At 67.7% G+C, this 17231-nt stretch carries 17 protein-coding genes and 1 pseudogene; 5 read left to right on the top strand and 13 right to left on the bottom strand.

Annotation, left to right across the window (positions count from 1 at the left end):
• A pseudogene (locus JWQ81_RS15005) lies at positions 1-401 on the bottom strand (IS5/IS1182 family transposase); the annotation flags it as partial.
• Positions 402-517: 116 nt separating this feature from the next.
• Positions 518-1006 carry a hypothetical protein gene (locus JWQ81_RS15000; RefSeq protein ID WP_297541815.1) on the bottom strand — a complete coding sequence of 163 codons (489 nt, stop codon included), beginning with the start codon at positions 1004-1006 and terminating at the stop codon, positions 518-520.
• Between the two features lie 629 nt (positions 1007-1635).
• Here JWQ81_RS15000 and JWQ81_RS14995 point away from each other — a divergent pair.
• Both JWQ81_RS14995 and JWQ81_RS14990 read left to right on the top strand, forming a co-directional pair.
• Positions 1636-2406, top strand: coding sequence for an NPP1 family protein (locus JWQ81_RS14995; protein WP_297541813.1), 771 nt, complete (start codon positions 1636-1638; stop codon positions 2404-2406).
• Positions 2407-2491: 85 nt separating this feature from the next.
• Positions 2492-3538: a LacI family DNA-binding transcriptional regulator gene (locus JWQ81_RS14990; protein ID WP_297541811.1), complete on the top strand. Its 1047-nt coding sequence runs from the start codon at positions 2492-2494 to the stop codon at positions 3536-3538.
• Between the two features lie 3 nt (positions 3539-3541).
• Here the strand turns inward: JWQ81_RS14990 and JWQ81_RS14985 are convergent, their stop codons facing one another.
• Entirely contained in the window at positions 3542-5710 is a 2169-nt protein-coding gene (locus JWQ81_RS14985; RefSeq protein ID WP_297541823.1) for a discoidin domain-containing protein, read from the bottom strand.
• Positions 5711-5960: 250 nt separating this feature from the next.
• On the opposite strand from JWQ81_RS14985, the gene JWQ81_RS14980 reads away from it, so the two are divergent.
• Complete coding sequence (locus JWQ81_RS14980; RefSeq protein WP_297541809.1) at positions 5961-6893, top strand: DUF1996 domain-containing protein; 933 nt, start codon at positions 5961-5963, stop codon at positions 6891-6893.
• Between the two features lie 75 nt (positions 6894-6968).
• On the opposite strand, the gene JWQ81_RS14975 is transcribed toward JWQ81_RS14980, so the two are convergent.
• The 5 genes from JWQ81_RS14975 to JWQ81_RS14955 form a co-directional block, all read right to left on the bottom strand.
• Positions 6969-8009 carry a LacI family DNA-binding transcriptional regulator gene (locus JWQ81_RS14975; protein ID WP_297541807.1) on the bottom strand — a complete coding sequence of 347 codons (1041 nt, stop codon included), beginning with the start codon at positions 8007-8009 and terminating at the stop codon, positions 6969-6971.
• Entirely contained in the window at positions 8006-8731 is a 726-nt protein-coding gene (locus tag JWQ81_RS14970; protein ID WP_297541805.1) for an HAD family phosphatase, read from the bottom strand. Before JWQ81_RS14970 ends, JWQ81_RS14975 begins: the two co-directional genes overlap by 4 nt.
• Positions 8728-9507 carry a hypothetical protein gene (locus tag JWQ81_RS14965; protein ID WP_297541803.1) on the bottom strand — a complete coding sequence of 260 codons (780 nt, stop codon included), beginning with the start codon at positions 9505-9507 and terminating at the stop codon, positions 8728-8730. Before JWQ81_RS14965 ends, JWQ81_RS14970 begins: the two co-directional genes overlap by 4 nt.
• 191 nt (positions 9508-9698) lie before the next feature.
• On the bottom strand, positions 9699-11021 hold the full coding sequence (locus JWQ81_RS14960; protein ID WP_297541801.1) for a hypothetical protein: 1323 nt from the start codon (positions 11019-11021) through the stop codon (positions 9699-9701).
• Positions 11014-11613, bottom strand: coding sequence for an RNA polymerase sigma factor (locus JWQ81_RS14955; RefSeq protein ID WP_297541799.1), 600 nt, complete (start codon positions 11611-11613; stop codon positions 11014-11016). Before JWQ81_RS14955 ends, JWQ81_RS14960 begins: the two co-directional genes overlap by 8 nt.
• A 117-nt stretch (positions 11614-11730) precedes the next feature.
• On the opposite strand from JWQ81_RS14955, the gene JWQ81_RS14950 reads away from it, so the two are divergent.
• On the top strand, positions 11731-11934 hold the full coding sequence (locus JWQ81_RS14950; protein WP_297541797.1) for a hypothetical protein: 204 nt from the start codon (positions 11731-11733) through the stop codon (positions 11932-11934).
• A 76-nt stretch (positions 11935-12010) separates the two neighbouring features.
• Here the strand turns inward: JWQ81_RS14950 and JWQ81_RS14945 are convergent, their stop codons facing one another.
• Complete coding sequence (locus JWQ81_RS14945; RefSeq protein WP_297541796.1) at positions 12011-12403, bottom strand: DUF5997 family protein; 393 nt, start codon at positions 12401-12403, stop codon at positions 12011-12013.
• A 58-nt stretch (positions 12404-12461) separates the two neighbouring features.
• Here JWQ81_RS14945 and JWQ81_RS14940 point away from each other — a divergent pair, with 58 nt between their 5' ends.
• On the top strand, positions 12462-13217 hold the full coding sequence (locus JWQ81_RS14940) for a LysR family substrate-binding domain-containing protein (RefSeq protein WP_297541794.1): 756 nt from the start codon (positions 12462-12464) through the stop codon (positions 13215-13217).
• 72 nt (positions 13218-13289) lie between these two features.
• Here JWQ81_RS14940 and JWQ81_RS14935 read toward each other — a convergent pair whose 3' ends face one another.
• The 4 genes from JWQ81_RS14935 to JWQ81_RS14920 all read right to left on the bottom strand — a co-directional run bounded on the left by JWQ81_RS14935 (position 13290) and on the right by JWQ81_RS14920 (position 17223).
• Positions 13290-13880 (bottom strand): TetR/AcrR family transcriptional regulator, encoded by a 591-nt coding sequence (locus tag JWQ81_RS14935; RefSeq protein WP_297541792.1) that lies wholly within the window; start codon positions 13878-13880, stop codon positions 13290-13292.
• A gap of 64 nt (positions 13881-13944) precedes the next feature.
• Entirely contained in the window at positions 13945-15366 is a 1422-nt protein-coding gene (locus JWQ81_RS14930; protein ID WP_297541790.1) for an MFS transporter, read from the bottom strand.
• 73 nt (positions 15367-15439) lie between these two features.
• Complete coding sequence (locus JWQ81_RS14925; protein WP_297541788.1) at positions 15440-16264, bottom strand: alpha/beta hydrolase; 825 nt, start codon at positions 16262-16264, stop codon at positions 15440-15442.
• A gap of 119 nt (positions 16265-16383) precedes the next feature.
• Entirely contained in the window at positions 16384-17223 is an 840-nt protein-coding gene (locus JWQ81_RS14920) for an alpha/beta hydrolase (RefSeq protein WP_297541786.1), read from the bottom strand.
• Positions 17224-17231 lie beyond the last annotated feature (8 nt).

Genomic DNA, 17231 nt, shown 5'->3' with positions numbered 1-17231 from the left:
TGCTTCCCCGACCACCACAGATCCACCCCGACGGTGGGGCCAAGGGTGTCGATCCGGTCGGTGTAGATCAACGTGCCGTCCACGATCACGTGCGAATGCCCGGCGGCCTTCGCCGCCAGCAACGCCCCGTGCAGGGACGGCGTGCACACGGCCAGTACCGCGATCCCCTCATCGCGGTAGGCGTACGCCGTCAAGGAGGCGATCGCGTTGTCCCTGGCCAGCCCCGACATCCGAGTGTCGTCGAGGAACCACCGCAACACCAACACCGCCTGCTTGTACATCCCCAGCGCACGGGTTCCCTTACGAGTACCCCGGCGCACCCGCACGGCATGCAGCAGCGCGGACAGGAAGCGGGCACTGTCCTCAAACACGTCCAGGACCGCCTCGTATGCAGTACTCATCAGGCGAAGAACCTCTATGAAGTTGATCTCGGAAGGACCATCCTCATACCGAGGTTCTGCGTTTTTCTCTTGCATATCAACGAGTTCGGCGTGTCATCCGTCATCGCCACATCACACTACTCAACTTCACCAAAGGCCTCCTCGACCGGGGACGCGGCACGGGCCACACCGATCAGGATCTTTTCCGCCGCCACCCGGTCCTCCTCCGACACCGTCGCGGGCATCGCCGTCATGATTTTCACGATCACGTCCACGTGCGCGGGAGTGAGGGCACCGGCGAGTGCGGCGAGACCGGTCAGGGGCGCGACACCGGGGATCTCTGTCCCGTCGATGGTGTACAAGGAGTTGGTCCCGCGGGCACGGACCACGATCTGACGCGCCGCGGGCTCGGACATCCCCGTCGTATGCATCAGCCACTGCACCGCAGAGTTGTACTGATGAGTCGCCTTGATGCCATCAGTCTCAGTCTTGGTGACCACCAGACCCAGCAGCGCGGTGTACCGGTTCACTTCCCGGGTGATCACCCGGGCGTACTCGACCAGCGTCGCCGGATCAGCACGCCGGATATCGGCGGCATCGGGGAGGGTGGTCGTTACGCTGGGCACTCCTTTATTCTACTACGGATCGAACGTACATTCGGAACACGTTCAGGTGATACATATTATCGCGGAACGTAGTCATCGATTATTCGAAAAAGCCCGCTATAGCAACGAAATACGCTCGCCGGTCGCCTGCGCATGCTTGCCGCTTCACTCACGCATACACCAGACGAACGAGCACAGTTGCTTACCGTGATTGGCAAATTGCGAACGGCGCCATACGTGCGCTCACTGCAAGGAAAGCCCCTTCCAGTCACTCCCGAAACCCGCCATCAGCAAAACGGCACAGGCCCTCAAAATCGGCCTCTCAGCCCACGCCAGGCCCCGGTCCTTGCTGCAGTAGACAGGAACCTGCCACCTGAACCGATCCCCACCATCACGGCTCGCCGAAACGACTCGCCGAAGCAGCCGACCACGCGTGCCACTCATCGGGACAAGCCTTCCGCCCCGCCAGGCGCGTTCCGCTGATATACGAAGCGTGTTCACGTATCGGACATTCTGTGCGAACATGATCGGCGGTGAGAAAGGATCACACAATCTCCGTCCCCGCCAGTGGTTCAACCATGTCGACGCGTTGCCGAGTCATGCGCTGAGCCCTTCGAGAAAAGTGGAGCATGGGAAACCTGAGGAAGTCCTTGAAGCGCACTCGATCCCGGATCGGGGTGGCCATCGGCATGACCGCGCTCGCTGTCGTGGTCCCCGCGTCGGCCGCCCACGCCGATCCGCCGCACAACCTGCCTCAAAACGCAGGAGGGTACGAGAGTTCGTTCTCTCCTGCCTATGACTACGACACCGACGGCTGCTACGCCACCCCGGCGATCGGCCCGGACGGGACCCTCGCTCCCGGGCTGAACACGACCGGCGCGGTCAACGGCAGCTGCCACGACCAGTCCGACCTCGACAACTCGCAGACCTACTCGCGCACGAAGTGCAACAACGGCTGGTGCGCGGTGATTTACGCCAGCTACTTCGAGAAGGACCAGGCCGTCGATGGCAGCGGCCTCGGCGGCCACCGCCATGACTGGGAACACGTCATCTCGTGGATCAACCAGGGCTCGAACCAGGTCGAGTACGTGACGACGACGCAGCACAGCAGCCAGGTGACCTACGATCGCTCACAGGTCCGCTTCGACGGATCGCACCCGAAGGTCGTCTACCACAAGGACGGCATCGGCACGCATTTCTTCCGCCTCGCCAACAACAATGACGAGCCGCCGGAGAACAGCTACCACAACTGGCGCTACCCCCCGCTTGTCGGCTGGGACGGATACCCCAGCACCGCGCTGCGGGACAAGCTGATGAGTGCCGACTTCGGCGCCGCGACGATCAAGATCAGCGACGGCCGGTTCGAAGACCTCCTCACCGCGTCCAAGCCCAGCGCCATCCCCTTCGACCCCCGGGGCTGACTTGACCGAGTGCGCCTGTTCGCGCAGGCCACCTTCGCGAACAGGCGCACTCGGAGAGCGCTCTCTCCCGTGGTAGAAATGGCCCATGGATGACGCGCTCCGGGCGGCGGTGGGGCCGCCGACGCTGGAGGACGTGGCCCGCGTGGCGGGTGTGTCGCGGGCGACGGTGTCGCGCGTGGTCAACGGCACGCGCAATGTCGATCCCCGCATCCAGGACACCGTCCGGCAGGCGATCGCCACCACCGGCTACGCGCTCAACCGGGCCGCGCGCTCCCTGGTCACGCGGCGTACCGGGAATATCGCCTTGGTCGTCTCCGGCGCCGGGGCCGACGCCGAGTCGTTCTCGGCCGGCGTCTTCACGGACCCCTTTTTCGGGCGGGTCGCCGCCGGGGTCGTCAAGTTCCTGCGTACGCAAGGCGTCCATCCTGTCCTGATGCTCGCCGAGACCGACGACGCCCGCGCGGACGTGCTCGCCTACGTACGCCACGGCAACGCGGACGGCGCGCTCATCGTGTCCACCCACGCCGAGGACCCGTTGCCCGCGCTCTTCATCGACGCGGGGGCGCACGCCGTCCTGTTCGCGCGGCCGGCGCGGCCGCTCCCCATCAGCTACGTGGACCTGGCGCACCACACCGGCGCGGCACTGGCGGCCGATCATCTCGCCGGCCGCGGCCGACGTCGGATCGCGACCATCACCGGCCCGCTGGACGTACCCGCCAGCCAGGACCGGCTGACTGGTTTTCGCGACGCGATGTCGCGGCACGGGTACCCGTACATTCCCATCGCCGAAGGGGATTTCCGCCAGGACGGCGGCGAGCTCGCGATGGAACGCCTGCTCGCCGAGCATCCCCACCTGGACGGTGTGTTCGCCGCCAACGACCTGATGGCCCAGGGCGCACTCCTGACTCTGCACAACCACGGCCGACGGGTGCCGGACGACGTCGCCGTGGTGGGCTTCGACGACAGCAGCGCGGCGGTGGCCAGCCGTCCCCAGCTGACCACCGTGCGACAGCCTGTCGAGCTCATGGCCGCGGAAATGGCCCGGCTGCTCCTGGCCCGGATCGAGAACCCGGAGCAGCCGCCTCGCTCGACGATCTTCGAACCGACACTCGTGGTCCGGCAATCGGCCTGAGCGTCAGGGCGCGTAGACCCCGAACTCGTACATGGCATAACCCCAACCGGTCCCGCGCTGGGTACCGCTCATGCGGACGTAACGGCCGGTGGCGGTGACCCCGAGGTCGTCGACGCCGCCGTCACCGGTGGTCGTCGAGTAGACCGTCCGCCAGTTCGTGCCGTCGTCACTGACCTGGAGGTCGTACGCCTTGCCGTAAGCGGCTTCCCAGACCAACTGCACGTGGTTGAACGCCACCGACCGGCCGAGGTCGACCTGCAGCCACTGCGGATCACTCCAGTCGCTCGCCCACCTCGTGGCGTTGTTGCCATCAGTCGCCAGCGAAGGCGTGAACGGCGCGCCGTCACCGGTGGCCTGGTACGACGACGCGGTGGCCGTGGCGTGCAGCGCCACGTCGGTGCCGGCGACCGGCGGCGGCACGACCCGGAAAGAGCGCGTCTCGATACCGACGTTGCCGTGGCCGTCGTGGGCGTACAGGTAGACCTTCCAAACACCCAGCGATTGCGGCGCGGTGACGGTGAACGGACCGGTGCCGGTGAACTTCGCCGGGGTGATGGCACTGTTGTTGTCGACGTACTTGCTGCTGAACCGGACGTCGTAGGTGATCTGGTCGCCATCGGGATCCGCGGTGTTCGCGTTGATGGTGAAGGTGCCACCGGCCGGGACGTCACTGGTGCGGCTCAACGTCATCGAGCTGATCACCGGCGGGGTGTTGCCGCCGGTCTGTCCACTGTAGAGCTTGCGGACCGCGTAGTAGGACAGTCGCTTCTCGTTGCCGGGATCCAGGTTGAACCACACGCCGCCGAAGTCGTTCTCCGTGCCGTAGTTGAACAAGGTCGCGCCGAGGGCGACGCCGGTGTGGCCGACGATGCAGTTCCACGCGGCCGTGTACCCGTCACGGTTCTGCACGTCGGTCGGCTGGCCGGGAACGCCGTTGGCGTCGTTCGGCATTTCCCATTCCCCGGGCGGACCGGACTCCGTGACGATGTAGGGCTTGGTGTAGCCGCCGGCGATCCAGTCCTGCTTGACACCGCAGGCGTTCCTGTACGCGTTGACCGCGTAGAGGTCGAGATCCGGTGCATACGCCTTGTAATACGGCCATGCTCCAGTCCAGGCGTCGGTCGAGGTGACCGGGTGGTTCGGGTCGATGACGTGGATCGCTTGCGCGGCCTGCTCGACGAACTTCGTGTACGCGACGCGCTGCTGCTCGAGTTCCGTGCCGGAGAAGCAGTTCTGCATGCCCAGAATGGACTCGTTGCCGACGCTCCACATGAGCACGCCCGGGTGATCCCGGTACGCGGTCACCCATTGCTGGATCTGGCTCAGCATCGTCGCGCGGTAGTTCGCGTCGGTGACGTAGTTGACGCACCCGCCGCTGCCCGGGCCGCCGCCGGGTTGCAACCAGAAGCCGTTGATGACCTTGATCCCGTTGGCCGCGGCGGCATCGAGCAGTGGCTTGGTCGTGCCGTCGGTGCCCCAGGTGCGCACGGTGTTGACGCCCATCGCGTGCAGGTCCGGCATCCGGGTCGCCGCTTCGGCCACCGGCGGCCCCCAGGTAAGGCCCTTGACCTGGTACGGCGCGCCGTCGACGGTCAGCTGCCAGTTGCCCTGGCTCCCGGTCACCTTGGTCACCCCGGGGCCCGCGGTCCCGCCGCCGCTGTCGGTGCCAGGTGTGCCGCTGACCTGGAATTCCCAGAGCGAGTAGCCGTATCCGCCAACCCTCGCCGTACCGTTCAGCCGGACGTACCGGCCGCTGCCGGAGACCGGAATGGTCTGCACGCCGCCGGTGCCGGTCGTGGTGGAGTAGACGGTCTGCCAGCTCTGCGCGTTGTCGGAGACCTGGATCTGGTACCCGGTCGCGTAGGCCGACTCCCAGTTCAGCACGACCTGGCTGATCGTCGACGTCGTGCCGAGGTCGACCTGAAGCCATTGCGGGTCGGCGAAAGCACTCGACCAGCGGGTCCCGGCGTCACCGTCGACAGCGGCGGACGCCGGGGTCGACGCCCCTTCCGAGGTCGACGCCGTCGCCGGTTTTCCTTGCGAGAGCAGCGTTGCGGCATGCGCGGCCGGCGCGGCGGCCACGCTGACCAGCCAGCCGGCCAGCACGGCGACGATGAGGACGAGGACAGCGGCACGATGGGGCCGCCCACGCTCGCGGGCGGTGAACCGTATGACCACAGTGACTCCAGTTCGAACGTTCCGGGGATGGGCAAGCCAGGCGAGCCGTCTCCGGAGAGCGCTCTCCTGAGCACTCGATGCAACAGGACGTCCAGGTCAGTGTCAAGAGGTGTAGCCGAGTGCCGGTGGACAGATTTTTCCCATCAAACAGACGAACGGACAACCATTGACAAGTCGAGCGCTGGTCCCCAAGCTCTTGGGAGAGCGCTCTCCTGCGGTCACGCCCCTCACTGTGGAGGATCCCGTGCCATCGAAGTTCACCCTGCTCGCCTCCGCCTCATCCGTGGTGCTCGCGGCCGCCTTCCTGACCGCCGCCACCCCGATGAGCGCCCAGGCCGACACCGTGGTCACCCACCACGAGTTCCAGGTCAACTGCTCCCCCAGCCACCATCAACCCGACGATCCCATCGTCTTCCCCGGCCTGCCCGGGGCGTCGCACGACCACACCTTCCTCGGCAACACCACCACCAACGCGAACACGACCCTGGCGTCGTTGCAGGCCGCCGGCACCGGGGCGACGACCTGCCTGGCCCCGGACGACCTGTCCGCCTACTGGTTCCCTACGATGTACAACGGCACCCAGGTCGTACTCCCCAACTTCGCCCAGGTCGTCTATTACAAGTCCGGCGTGCTCGACTACACCTCGATCAAACCGTTCCCGCCCGGTCTCAAGTTCGTCGTCGGCAGCCCGATGGCCACCGAAGACCAGTTCCAGCACGCCCCGGGCGCGATCGAAGGCTGGGAATGCGGGGACAGCTTCCACAACTGGGACGTCCCGGTGACCTGCACGCCCGGTACCCAGCTCAACATCCGTTACCAGGCACCGAGTTGCTGGGACGGCGTCCACCTCGACTCCGCCGACCACAAGAGCCACATGGCCTATCCGGACCCGGTGTCGCTCACCTGCCCCGCCGACCACCCGGTGCCCGTGCCGATGCTCGAGTTCAAGATGGCGTTCCCGGTCAGCGGGGACATGTCGCAGGTACATCTGGCGAGTGGCCGCGGTTATTCGTGGCACTACGACTTCTTCAACGCGTGGGACCCCGAAACCCTGGCCGCGATGGTCACCCACTGCATCAACGGCGGGCTGCAGTGCGACCCGCGCGGCTTCGACCTCTACAAACCCGACCGCGGCACCGTTCTCGGGGCCAACTACCGGCTTCCCGGCCGTCCGTGACCGTGTCCAGGTGGAAATGCCGCACAGCGCTCACCACCGCGCTGTGCGGCATTTCCTTGTCGCTCACCGCATGCGTCAGGTGCTTCCCCGGATGACCAATGTGGGTTCGAAGATGACCGAGGTCACGCGCTGAGTGCGGTCGGCGAGGTGCGAAAGCACCAACCGGACCATCTCGGCGCCCATGTCCTCCACCGGCTGGCGGACAGTGGTGAGCTGGGGACGGCAACTGACCGCGACGGCGCTGTCGTCGAACCCGACCACCGCGACGTCGTCCGGCACCCGGCGTCCGTGGTCCCGCAGGACCCCGAGCGCACCGCGAGCCATCAGGTCGTTCGCGACGAACAGGCCGTCCAGGTCGGGCTGTTCGGCCAGGAGCCGCTCCATCGCCTGCTCACCGCCGGCCTGGGTGAAATTGCCCTCGACCGACGGCACGAACGGAAACCCGCGTGACGCCATCGCGTCCCGGAAGCCCTCCAGCCGGTCGTGTCCCGCCGCGGAGTGGAGCGGGCCGGAAATGGACGCCACCCGCTGACGCCCGCGGTCAAGCAGATGCACGGCAGCCAGGGCCGCGCCGTCGCGATGGGCGACGTCGACGTAGTTGACCGGCACCGGGTGCGTCGGCCTCGCGAACAACGCGGTGGCGACCCCGGCTTGGGTCAGCCGCAGCGGCAGCGGATCGTGCTCGTGCAACGTGATCAGCAGGACCCCGCCGATGCCGTCCTGGCGAAGTCGCGGGACCAGCGCGTCACGGTCCTCGTCGTTGTCGACCACGATCAGGACCGGATGCAACCCGTGCGGGCGCAACGCGCTGAGGACTCCATTGATCACCCGGCCGAAGAACGGGTCGCTGACGATGCTGCCCGAGGACTCGTCGTCGACGTGCTTCTCCGGCTCGGACAGCACCAGCGCGACCGAGTTCGTCCGGTTGGTCACCAGTGACCGCGCGGCCAGGTTCGGCACGTAGCCGATTTCGTCGATGGCCCGCTGCACGGTCTCGCGCAGTTGGGGTGCGACGTTGCGGACCCCGTTGACCACCCGCGACACCGTCGCACGGGACACCCCGGCGGCTTCCGCCACGTCCTCGAGGGTGGGGCTCGACGAGCGTTCGTCTCTCACCACACGTTTCTAGCACGGTGAGAGCGCTCTCCGGTCACGGGAAAGGCGAAACCGGTTACGGCCACCCCGTCGTGGAAAAGCTCCACCCGGCCGTCGCGATGACAACGCACTTGTGACAGGTCGTCGACCACCTCCTGCGCCCCGCAAGCCATCAGCGCCGCACGGTTCTTCGACACTCCGACGCAGACCACCCCGGCCCCGACAGCTGACCGGACGCCGCCGGCAGCGTCCTCGAACGCCAGGCAGCTACCCGGCGGAAGACCGAGTCGCCGCGCGGCGAGTTCGTAGCAGTCCGGCGCCGGCTTGCCCGCGTCGACATCGCCCCAGGCCACGACGGCGTCGAAGACGTCGGCAAGGCCGAGCTTTTCGAGCACGCGGTCGCATCGAGCACGAGAACCGCCGGTGACCAACGCGAGCGGGACCCCGGCCTGGTGAAGCTCGCTGATGAGGTCCGCCGCTCCCGGCAGCTCCTCGAACTCCAAGTCGGGCTCGGCCGCCCGGACGACGTCGAGGATCCGCTGCCTGCGGGGCTCGGACACCGCGGCGAACACGGCCGCGATGGTGTGCTCGGGCGCGCACCCGGTGACATGCCGCCGCACGTCGTCGTCGGTCAGCCCGACCCCGTGCTCGGCCGCGACGGCCTGCCAGAGCCCGACGATGGCGTTGTGCGTGTCGATGAGCACGCCGTCCATGTCGAACAGGACGCCCGCGATTTCGCTCACGCCTGAGGCCGGGTGACCTGCCCGACGCCGTACTGACCCGCCAGCACCGCGTGCCGCATCGCGGCTGCCATGCGCGCGGGCGACGCCGCCACCGCCACGGCGGTGTTGACCAGCACGGCGGTAGCGCCCAGTTCCATCGCCGCTACGACATGCGCGGGCGAGCCGAGGCCGCCCTCGATGACCACCGGCACGTCGACCGCCTCGATGACCGCACGTACGGCGTCCGGGTCGTCGATGCCGCGATGGCTGGCGACCGGCGAGGTCAGCACGCGAATGGCCGAGCAGCCGATGTCCTGCAGCTCCAACGCGGTGTCGACATCCGGCCGGATGAACGGAAGTACCGCGAAACCGTCGGCGACGAGCTCGCGCGCCGCGGTCACCGTCTGCGCGTTGTGCGGCAGGTTGTCCGCCGGGCGGACGTCGAGCTTCATGACCTGGATACCGAACGCGTCACGCAGCGCACGCACCGTCCGCAAGGCTTCGTCCTTGGTCCGCGCGAACGAGGTTGTGCCGATCCAGGTGAACCGGTCGAGTTCGACGACTTCGTCCAAATCGGACAGCAGCAGGCTGGGCCTGGCGTTCGTCAGGTCGAAGGTCGTGATGAACACGTCGCAACCGCCGGCCTCCAGCACCGCTCCCACCAGCTCGGGCGAGGTGTACTGCTCGATGCCGAGGATGAGCCGAGATCGGAAGGAATGTTCCCCAACGACGAGCCACGGCTCCGGAACGTCCCCCTCGGTAGCGGTGTGGAAAGCGGCGAGAGAACCCATGGACATGCTGGTGCACCTTCCGGACTCGGTCGTGCGCGTCAGTGGGACAAGATCTACCACAGACGGCGGCAACGGCGCGAGCAGATGGTCTGGACCATGTGAAACCTTGGGTGAACACGCAGATTTTCCGACCGGCGTAACGCAACTCGCCGCCGACCTGCGTGCGCAAGCCGGCGGCGAGTTGTTGTCCATTTTTGTCAGATATGGATGGGTACCCTGTCCAGCACCGCGCCCGTGGCTCCGTACGCGGTGATGACGCTCTTGTCGTGCGAGTCGAGCGGGCCTTCGTTGAGGTTGATGCCCGGCAACACGAATGTTCCATTGTGGACAGTCGCGACGACGTCGGGCGACTCCGGCCGCGAGATGCTGACGGAAGTGACGGCCGCGGACTTCACCAGCCCGTTCACCGCCACGGTGTCGCTCGCGGAGCCGCCGCCAGACCGCTGCCGGAAGTCGTAGAACACCGTGGTGCTGTACAGATACGGGTTCGACGCTGCCTCCAGCTCGCGGAGGCCGTTGCTGTCGGCCCCCTCGTCGAGCTGGAGCCTGACCTGGTTGCCGGTAAAGACGCACACCGCGAGCAGGTCGCCGTACCGGCCGAGCTGGATGCTCTCGTCGTTGCCCAGCGGTACCGATTCGGTGGGTTTCCAGTTCGCCGGATCAACAGCGCGCAAGGTGTCGCTGCGGTTGAAGCACTCGGTCAGCCTTCGTCCGCCGTCCGACTTCGGGTCGCCGGGCAGCTGCGGGCGGTCGACCGTCGACGGAGCAGGTGCAGGGAGGGCGTTCGCCGGTACGAAGCGCTGCCCACCCTGGACCTCCGGCGAACCGCCGAGCACGACGTCCAATCCCTTGGCGCCGGGTGGCAGGTTGTTCGGGGCGACGAAGATCCCGTTCTGGACGACGACCAGGCCACGGCCGGTGTCCCGGTCCCCCGGCCCCAGCTGCATGGTCCCGAAGGACGGATCGAGCACCCCGGCGACAGTGCCGGACTGCGAAACGAACGTCGCCTTCATCGTCCCAGGCGCCGATGCGGTAACCGGAGCCGACAGCGTGACCGTGGACGGCGTCAGCTCGCAGAACCGCGGACCGCCGCTGGTCTGGTAAACGATGTCGACGACTCCCCTGGCCGACGCGGTGAACAGCGGCTGCCAGCCGGCGGCACCGGCGGCAACACACCGGGCGGCCTGCTCAGGCGGTGCTTTGTGGTCCATGACGTTGTACAGCCGCTCAGCCGGGATGGGCACGAGTTGGCGCATCGCACCGTCGGAACCGAGGTCCTGAAAACTGTCGACGGAAGTGCCCCCGGAAGCCGGCGAGGCGTACTTGATGTGGTTCGCGCCGAGGACGCCGACGGTCACCGCGCCCAAGACGAGCAGGAAAACGGCCGCGGCGGCCGCGATCGGCACCCACCCCAGGGTCCGGGCGGGCGGTTGGATTTCGGCCAGGATCCGCAGCCGTGCCTCGTGGCGCACGGAATCCGGCAGTTCCCGCTCCGGGGGAAGGTCGAAGAGGTCATTCATCCGGTGTCTCCTGAGTAAGCTCCTGCAGCCGGGCACGGGCACGCGAAAGCCGTGATCGCACGCTGACCTCGGAAATGCCGAACAGCTCGGCGGCGTCCGCGGCGGAAGTGCCGCCGAGCAGGCACACCTTCACGGCTTCACATTCGCCGCGCGGCAGATGCTCGATAGCGGCGAGAACGCGATGCAGCCGTTCCCGCGTCGCGCTGTCCTGCGCGAACTGCTCGGCGTGGTCGGGCGTCGAACCGGCTGTCACCAGTCTCGGGACGACCCGGAGAAATCTGCCGCGGCGGCGACGTTCTCCCCGGCAGACGTTGCTGGTGACCGTGTACAGCCAGGGCAACGCGCTCTCGCGGACGAGCCGGACTTCACGACGTCTCCGCCACGCGGTCAGGAAAGTGGTCGCGAGGAGGTCATCGGCGGCGCTCCACGAGGCCGTGAGCCGGTACGCGTAGTTCCAAACGGTCTGCGCGTGCCGCTCGAAGAGTTCGGTGAAGGCCTGGTGGTCGTCGGTCGCGATAAGCCGCCAGAGATCGGCATCCGACGTCGGCCCGTCACGCACGGAGGCCTCCAGCACGAATGAGGGAACTGTCATGCCACGTTGTGGTCGCGAAGCGAGCACCGTTGCACCGCGGCATCAAATAGTGCCCCAGCTCACACCTCGTCCGACTCCGGCTCCGGCTCCGGCTCCGGCTCCGGCTCCGGCTCCGGCATGACGGTGTACGGCGAAGCCGGTGTCCGGAGCCGGGTGTGGAACTCGCCCTCGCTGAACGTGGGACTCGCGCAGCGCGTCGGCGAGTCCCACGTTCAGGCCGACGAGTCCCACCTTCACCACTTGCCGACCACGCCCGCTGACCTCGAGAACCTCACCAGCCACACCGACACCACCCAGCCACCCCAACCGGCTCCGGCATGACAAAGGCGCTTACCCCGCGACGAACGCGAGGTAAGCGCCCTGTCAGAGCACACCTTTCCGAGCACACCGGGAAGTCTCAAGAACGCGGCCGGCGGGGCTCCACGTTCTTGTCCTTGACGCGTGCGGTTTCCTTGCGGACCTCGGACTGCGTCGCACGTTCGTGCTTGAGCCACTCGGGGCTCTCCGCCTTCAGCGCGTCGATCTGCTCGGTGGTGAGCGCCTCCGTGACGCCACCGCGCGCGAGACCGGCGATGGAGACGCCCAGTTTCGCCGCGATGACCGGCCGGGGATGCGGGCCGTTGCGGCGCAGTTCGCGCAGCCACTCGGGCGGGTCGGTCTGCAGGGCGTTCAGCTCGTCACGCGAAACGGCACCCTCTTGGAACTCCGCGGGGGTGGCTTCGAGGTACACACCCAGCTTCTTCGCCGCTGTCGCGGGCTTCATCGTCTGGATGGTCTTTTGCGACGTCATGGGGTCCAGGGTAACGAGCGCATGGGGCGCCGCCGAGCACGCCCGGTAATCTGGGCCGGTGACAGGCCCGGACGTACCTCCTTCCTTCCGGCTCGCGTACGTCCCCGGGGTGACGCCCACCAAGTGGGTGCGGACCTGGAACGAGCGGCTGCCCGATGTCCCGCTGGTCCTGGTCGGGGCGGCTGCCACCGAAGTGGTCGGACTCGTGCGGGAGCGCGACGTCGACGCCGGTCTCGTGCGGTTGCCGATCGACCGGACGGGCCTGAGCGCGATCCCCCTCTACACCGAAACGACCGTGGTCGTGGTCCCGAAGGACCATCTCGTGGCCGCGGCCGACGAGGTGTCCGTCGAGGACCTGGCCGACGAGGTCGTGCTGCACCCGCTTGACGACACCCTCGGCTGGGAAAGCCTGCCGGGCCAACCGGCCCTCGAACGCCCCGCCACAACGGCGGACGCCATCGAGCTGGTCGCGGCGGGGGTCGGGCTTCTGGTCGTCCCCCAGTCGCTCGCCCGGCTGCACCACCGCAAGGACCTCACGTTCCGGCCCGTCTCGGACGCGCCGGAGTCGCGCGTCGCGCTGTCATGGCTGGAAGACGAGACCACGGATCTGATGGAGCAGTTCATCGGAATCGTGCGCGGGCGGACCGTCAACAGCACCCGTGGACGCGCATCGACCCCGGCTCAGCCGAAGCTCAAACGTCCCGACGCGGGCGGACGGAAGCCCGTAGCCGGCAAGTCGGCAGGCAGGAGCCAGCCAAGAGGGACCGGCGCGACCAAGGGCGGCAAGCGCGGAAAGCCCCGCCGCCGCTCGTGACGGCCGGCTGACTGGTGAGTGTTCCAGCCGCTGAGAACCTGCCTAGAACCGGCCGGAACACTCACGAGTCAGTCAGCGCAGGAAGGCCTGGACGAGCGTCTTCGCGGTGGCGACGACGCTGGCGATCGCGTCCTCGGGGTCCAGTTGGGACAGATCCGTCAGGTTGAACAGGGCTTCGGCGCTGACGACGACCACGAGGCCGCGGCGGAGTTGCTCCAACGCGGGGTCTGCCGGGTCAAGGGTGTCGGCCAGCGGGGCTAGCGCGTGGTCGATCAGGCCGAAACGCAGCCCCGGCCGGGCGGCGGCGTCCGCCTTGGTCACCGTGGACGCGATCATGGCGCGGACCACACCCTGCCGAGTGAGGACGTGGCGCAGGAGGAACTCGGTCGCGGCGCCGATACGTTCCACCGGGTCGGTCGAATCCGCGACCGATTCGAGCGCCTCGGCCGGGGTGGGCAGCTGCCCGGCGATCGCTTCCTGCAGAAGGCTGACCAGGTCGGGGAAGTAGCGGTAAGCCGTGGCTTCGGAGACGAGGGCCGCCTTGGCGATCTCGGGCATGGTCACGTCCCGGCCGGTGCGGCTCAGTTCGGCCGCGGCCTGCACGATCGCAGTGTGCGTGCGCAGCTTCTGGTTGGCGCGGCCGGACGTGGTCTGCTCGGACATGGTTCCCCTTTCGCCTGCGACCAGGGTAGCGAGTTGACTCCGACGATGAGAGGCGGCTTGCATGTCAGCGGGCCACTTCGGCTGGGAAGCGGGCGGTGATTCGCGTCGCGCTCGACGTCGCCCAGCCTGTGGTGGTCAGCACGCCGAGGGCTGCGACGACAGCGCCGCAGCCAGCGAGGACCCACCAGCCGAGGTGACTGGCCGCGGTGAAACCGTCGCGATCCGGGGCACCCTCGGTCACGATCGACCCGAGCACGGCGACGCCGAGGCTGTTGCCGACCTGACGTCCGGTCGAGGCGATCGCGGCGGACACCCCGGCCTGCGAACGCGGCATCCCGGCCACGGCCGTGGTGGTGATCGGCGTGTTGACCAGGCCGAAGCCCGCGCCGAACACGACGTAGGCGAACAACAGGACCGGCACGCTGGTCGTCGGCGTCACCATGGTCAACATCATCGCGGCGACCGCGATCAGCAGGCCGGCGCCGACCAACGTCGGCCGAGTCCCGTGCCTCGCCGTGATGCGGCCGGAGATCGGCGAAGCGATCGCGGTGGCGCCGGCCATCGGCACGGTGAGCAGGCCGGCTTGCAGCGCGCTGTAGCCCCGCACGTCCTGCAGATACAACGTGTTGAGGAACAAAAACCCGGACAGAGCAAGGAAAGCCGCGACCGCCGCGATGGTGGCGCCGGTGAACGGGATGGACCGGAAGAACGACGGGTCGATCAACGGCTGGTCCCGACGTCGTTCGTAGCCGAGAAGCACGGTGGCCGCGACGGCGCCGAGAGTGAAAAGGCCGATGATCAGCGGGCTCCCGTAACCGCGATGGGAGCCCTCGATGATCGCGCCGGTGATCGAGCCCAGGACCGCCACGACCAGCACTTGACCGACCGGATCCAGCCGCCGCGCGGTCGCTGCCCGGGACTCGGGCACGAAGAGCCCGGTCGCCACGATCGCGGCCACGCCGACCGGGATGTTGATCCAGAACACCGAGCGCCAGCCTGCCGAAGCGACCAGGAGGCCGCCGACCACCGGCCCCAATGCCAGCGACAACCCGATCGTGCCGCTCCACACCCCGATCGCGCGAGTGCGTTCGCGCTGGTCGGTGAAGGTGGTGGTGAGGATCGAGAGCGCGACCGGGTTGAGCATGCTCGCCCCCAGTCCTTGGACGACACGGAACCCGACCAGCCAAGGCAGATCGGGCGCCAGCGAGCAGGCGAGGGAACCGGCGGTGAACAGGACCAACCCGGCCTGGAACACCCGGCGGCGGCCGAGCCGATCGGCGGTGGAGCCGGCGAGCATCAGGAAACCGGCGACCGCCAGGGTGTAGCCGTCGATGGTCCATTGCAGGCCGCTGACCGGGGCGTCGAGGTCGTGGCTCACGGCCGGGAGTGCGACGTTGACGGCGGTGACGTCGAGGCCGGCGATCAGCAGGCTCAAGCAGCACACTGCCAGGACGACCACTCTGCGGCGACGATCGGGATCTGACACTTTTCCTCCTCGCGGTGGCGTGGAACCGCCGCGCGGCAGGGCTTGGTTGCCCCGCCGCGCGACGAGCGGGCGATCAGGCGTTCTCGTCCGGCTTCACGACGGTGTCGACGAAGTTGCCGATGGCGCCGAGGGTGCTGCCGAGCTGCTCGATCTGCGGGAAGTGCCCGGCGTCGGCGACCGGCGCGTAGTGGCCGTTCGGGAACGAGTCGGCGTAGGTGCGGCCGTAGGCGGCGGTGACGACGCCGTCCTGCTCGCCCCAAGCGACCAGAACCGGCACGGAGACGCGGTTCAGGCGGCGACGAAGCTTCGGGTCGAACACGAAGTCCGCACCCGCGTAGATGGCCTGAGTCTTCTGGTTGGCGGCCATCCCCGCCCGCTGCTCGTCGCTGAAGGTGGAGAAGTCAGGCCGGAACGCCGGGTTGGCGAAGGAAAGCTTGCCGATTTCGGCCGGCGGGATGACCCGGATGTCGGCGACGTCGGCGTCGTTGTCCGGGTTGATGCCGGTGGCGTTGAGCAGGACCAGGCAGCCGAGGCGACCGCGGGTGTCGCGCACGGCCATCTCGGAGGCGATCCAGCCGCCGAGGGAGTTGCCGATCACCATGACCGCGGTGAGGTCGAGGGTGTCGAGCAGGTCCAGGTACGCCACGGCCAGGTCGGCGACACTGTCGGCCCACTCCGGGCGGGGCGTGCCGTCGAAGCCGGGGTGGGTCGGGGCGATGGCGTACACGTGCTGGGACAGCGCCCCGGCGAGACCGAACATCGAGCGGGGCCCGGCGCCGCCGTGCAGCAGCAGCACGGCCTGACCGTCGGTGTTGGTACCGAACTCGCTGATGGTGACGGAGAGGCCGTCGGCCAGGTCGATGGTCCGGGAGGTGCTGGTGGAGGTGGAGGCGGTCATGAGGTGGAATCTCCTTCGTAAGAGTTGACTTGCATGACTATAGACAGCTCTAGTCAACTTATGCAAGTCCACTCTCACGACGAGTTTTCACTCGCAGGTTTCGTCGCCCGTGCCGGCAGTCACCCCAGGAACGAAGCGATGGTTTCGGTAAACGCCGCGGGGTCGTCCAACCAGGGAAAATGACCAGCTTCCGGTTGGAGGGCGAGCGTGGCATTTCGAAACAGCTCGGCGTACTCGGCCACGGCATCCACCGGGCTGTTCATGTCGTACTCCCCGCCGAGCACGAGGACAGGCCAGCGAAATGTGGACAGGGCAGCGCAGGTGGCTTCCGGGTCGAAAGCGCCCTGCCTGCCGAAGATGGCCGCGGCCTCGGCGTTGCGCTGCTGCGCGCCGGCCGCGTAGTGGGCCTGCGCTGCAGCGTCCCAGCGCCCGTAGAAGAACGGTGCGATAGCCGCCTCATCACCGTCCATCGCCCGCCCGGAGTTGAGTCTCTCGAAGGCCTCCACCGCCGGCGCGAACCATGGCTCGCCCTCGCGGAGCCGCCCAACCCCACGTCGTTCGTGGATATCCACAACGATGTCGACTGCCTCGGTACTCGGTGTCACCAACAAAAGCTTGTCGATGCGCTGGGGATAGCAAGCCGCATACGACACGGCGATGTTCGCCCCAGCGGAGTGCCCGAGCAGGTTCAGCCGATCCAGGCCGAGATGTTCGCGCAGCGCCTCGACATCTTCGACCAGGTAGTCGCACTGGTAGGAACTGGTCTCCGCCGGCGTCGCCGACTCGCCCGTGCCGCGGTGGTCGAGCACGATCAACCGCACGCGCTCCGGCAGGCCGCCAAGGTCGCCGAGGTACGCGGAGTCCTGCATCGGACCACCCGGCAAGCACACGACCGGCGTGCCCTCCCCCGACACGTGGTACGCGAGTTTTGTTCCGTCATACGAGCTGAAGGCTGGCATGGCCCAGA

It is taken from the genome of Amycolatopsis sp. (genome assembly GCF_025464955.1).
Lineage (GTDB): Bacteria > Actinomycetota > Actinomycetes > Mycobacteriales > Pseudonocardiaceae > Amycolatopsis.
This window is presented reverse-complemented; position numbering and strand designations above follow the sequence as displayed.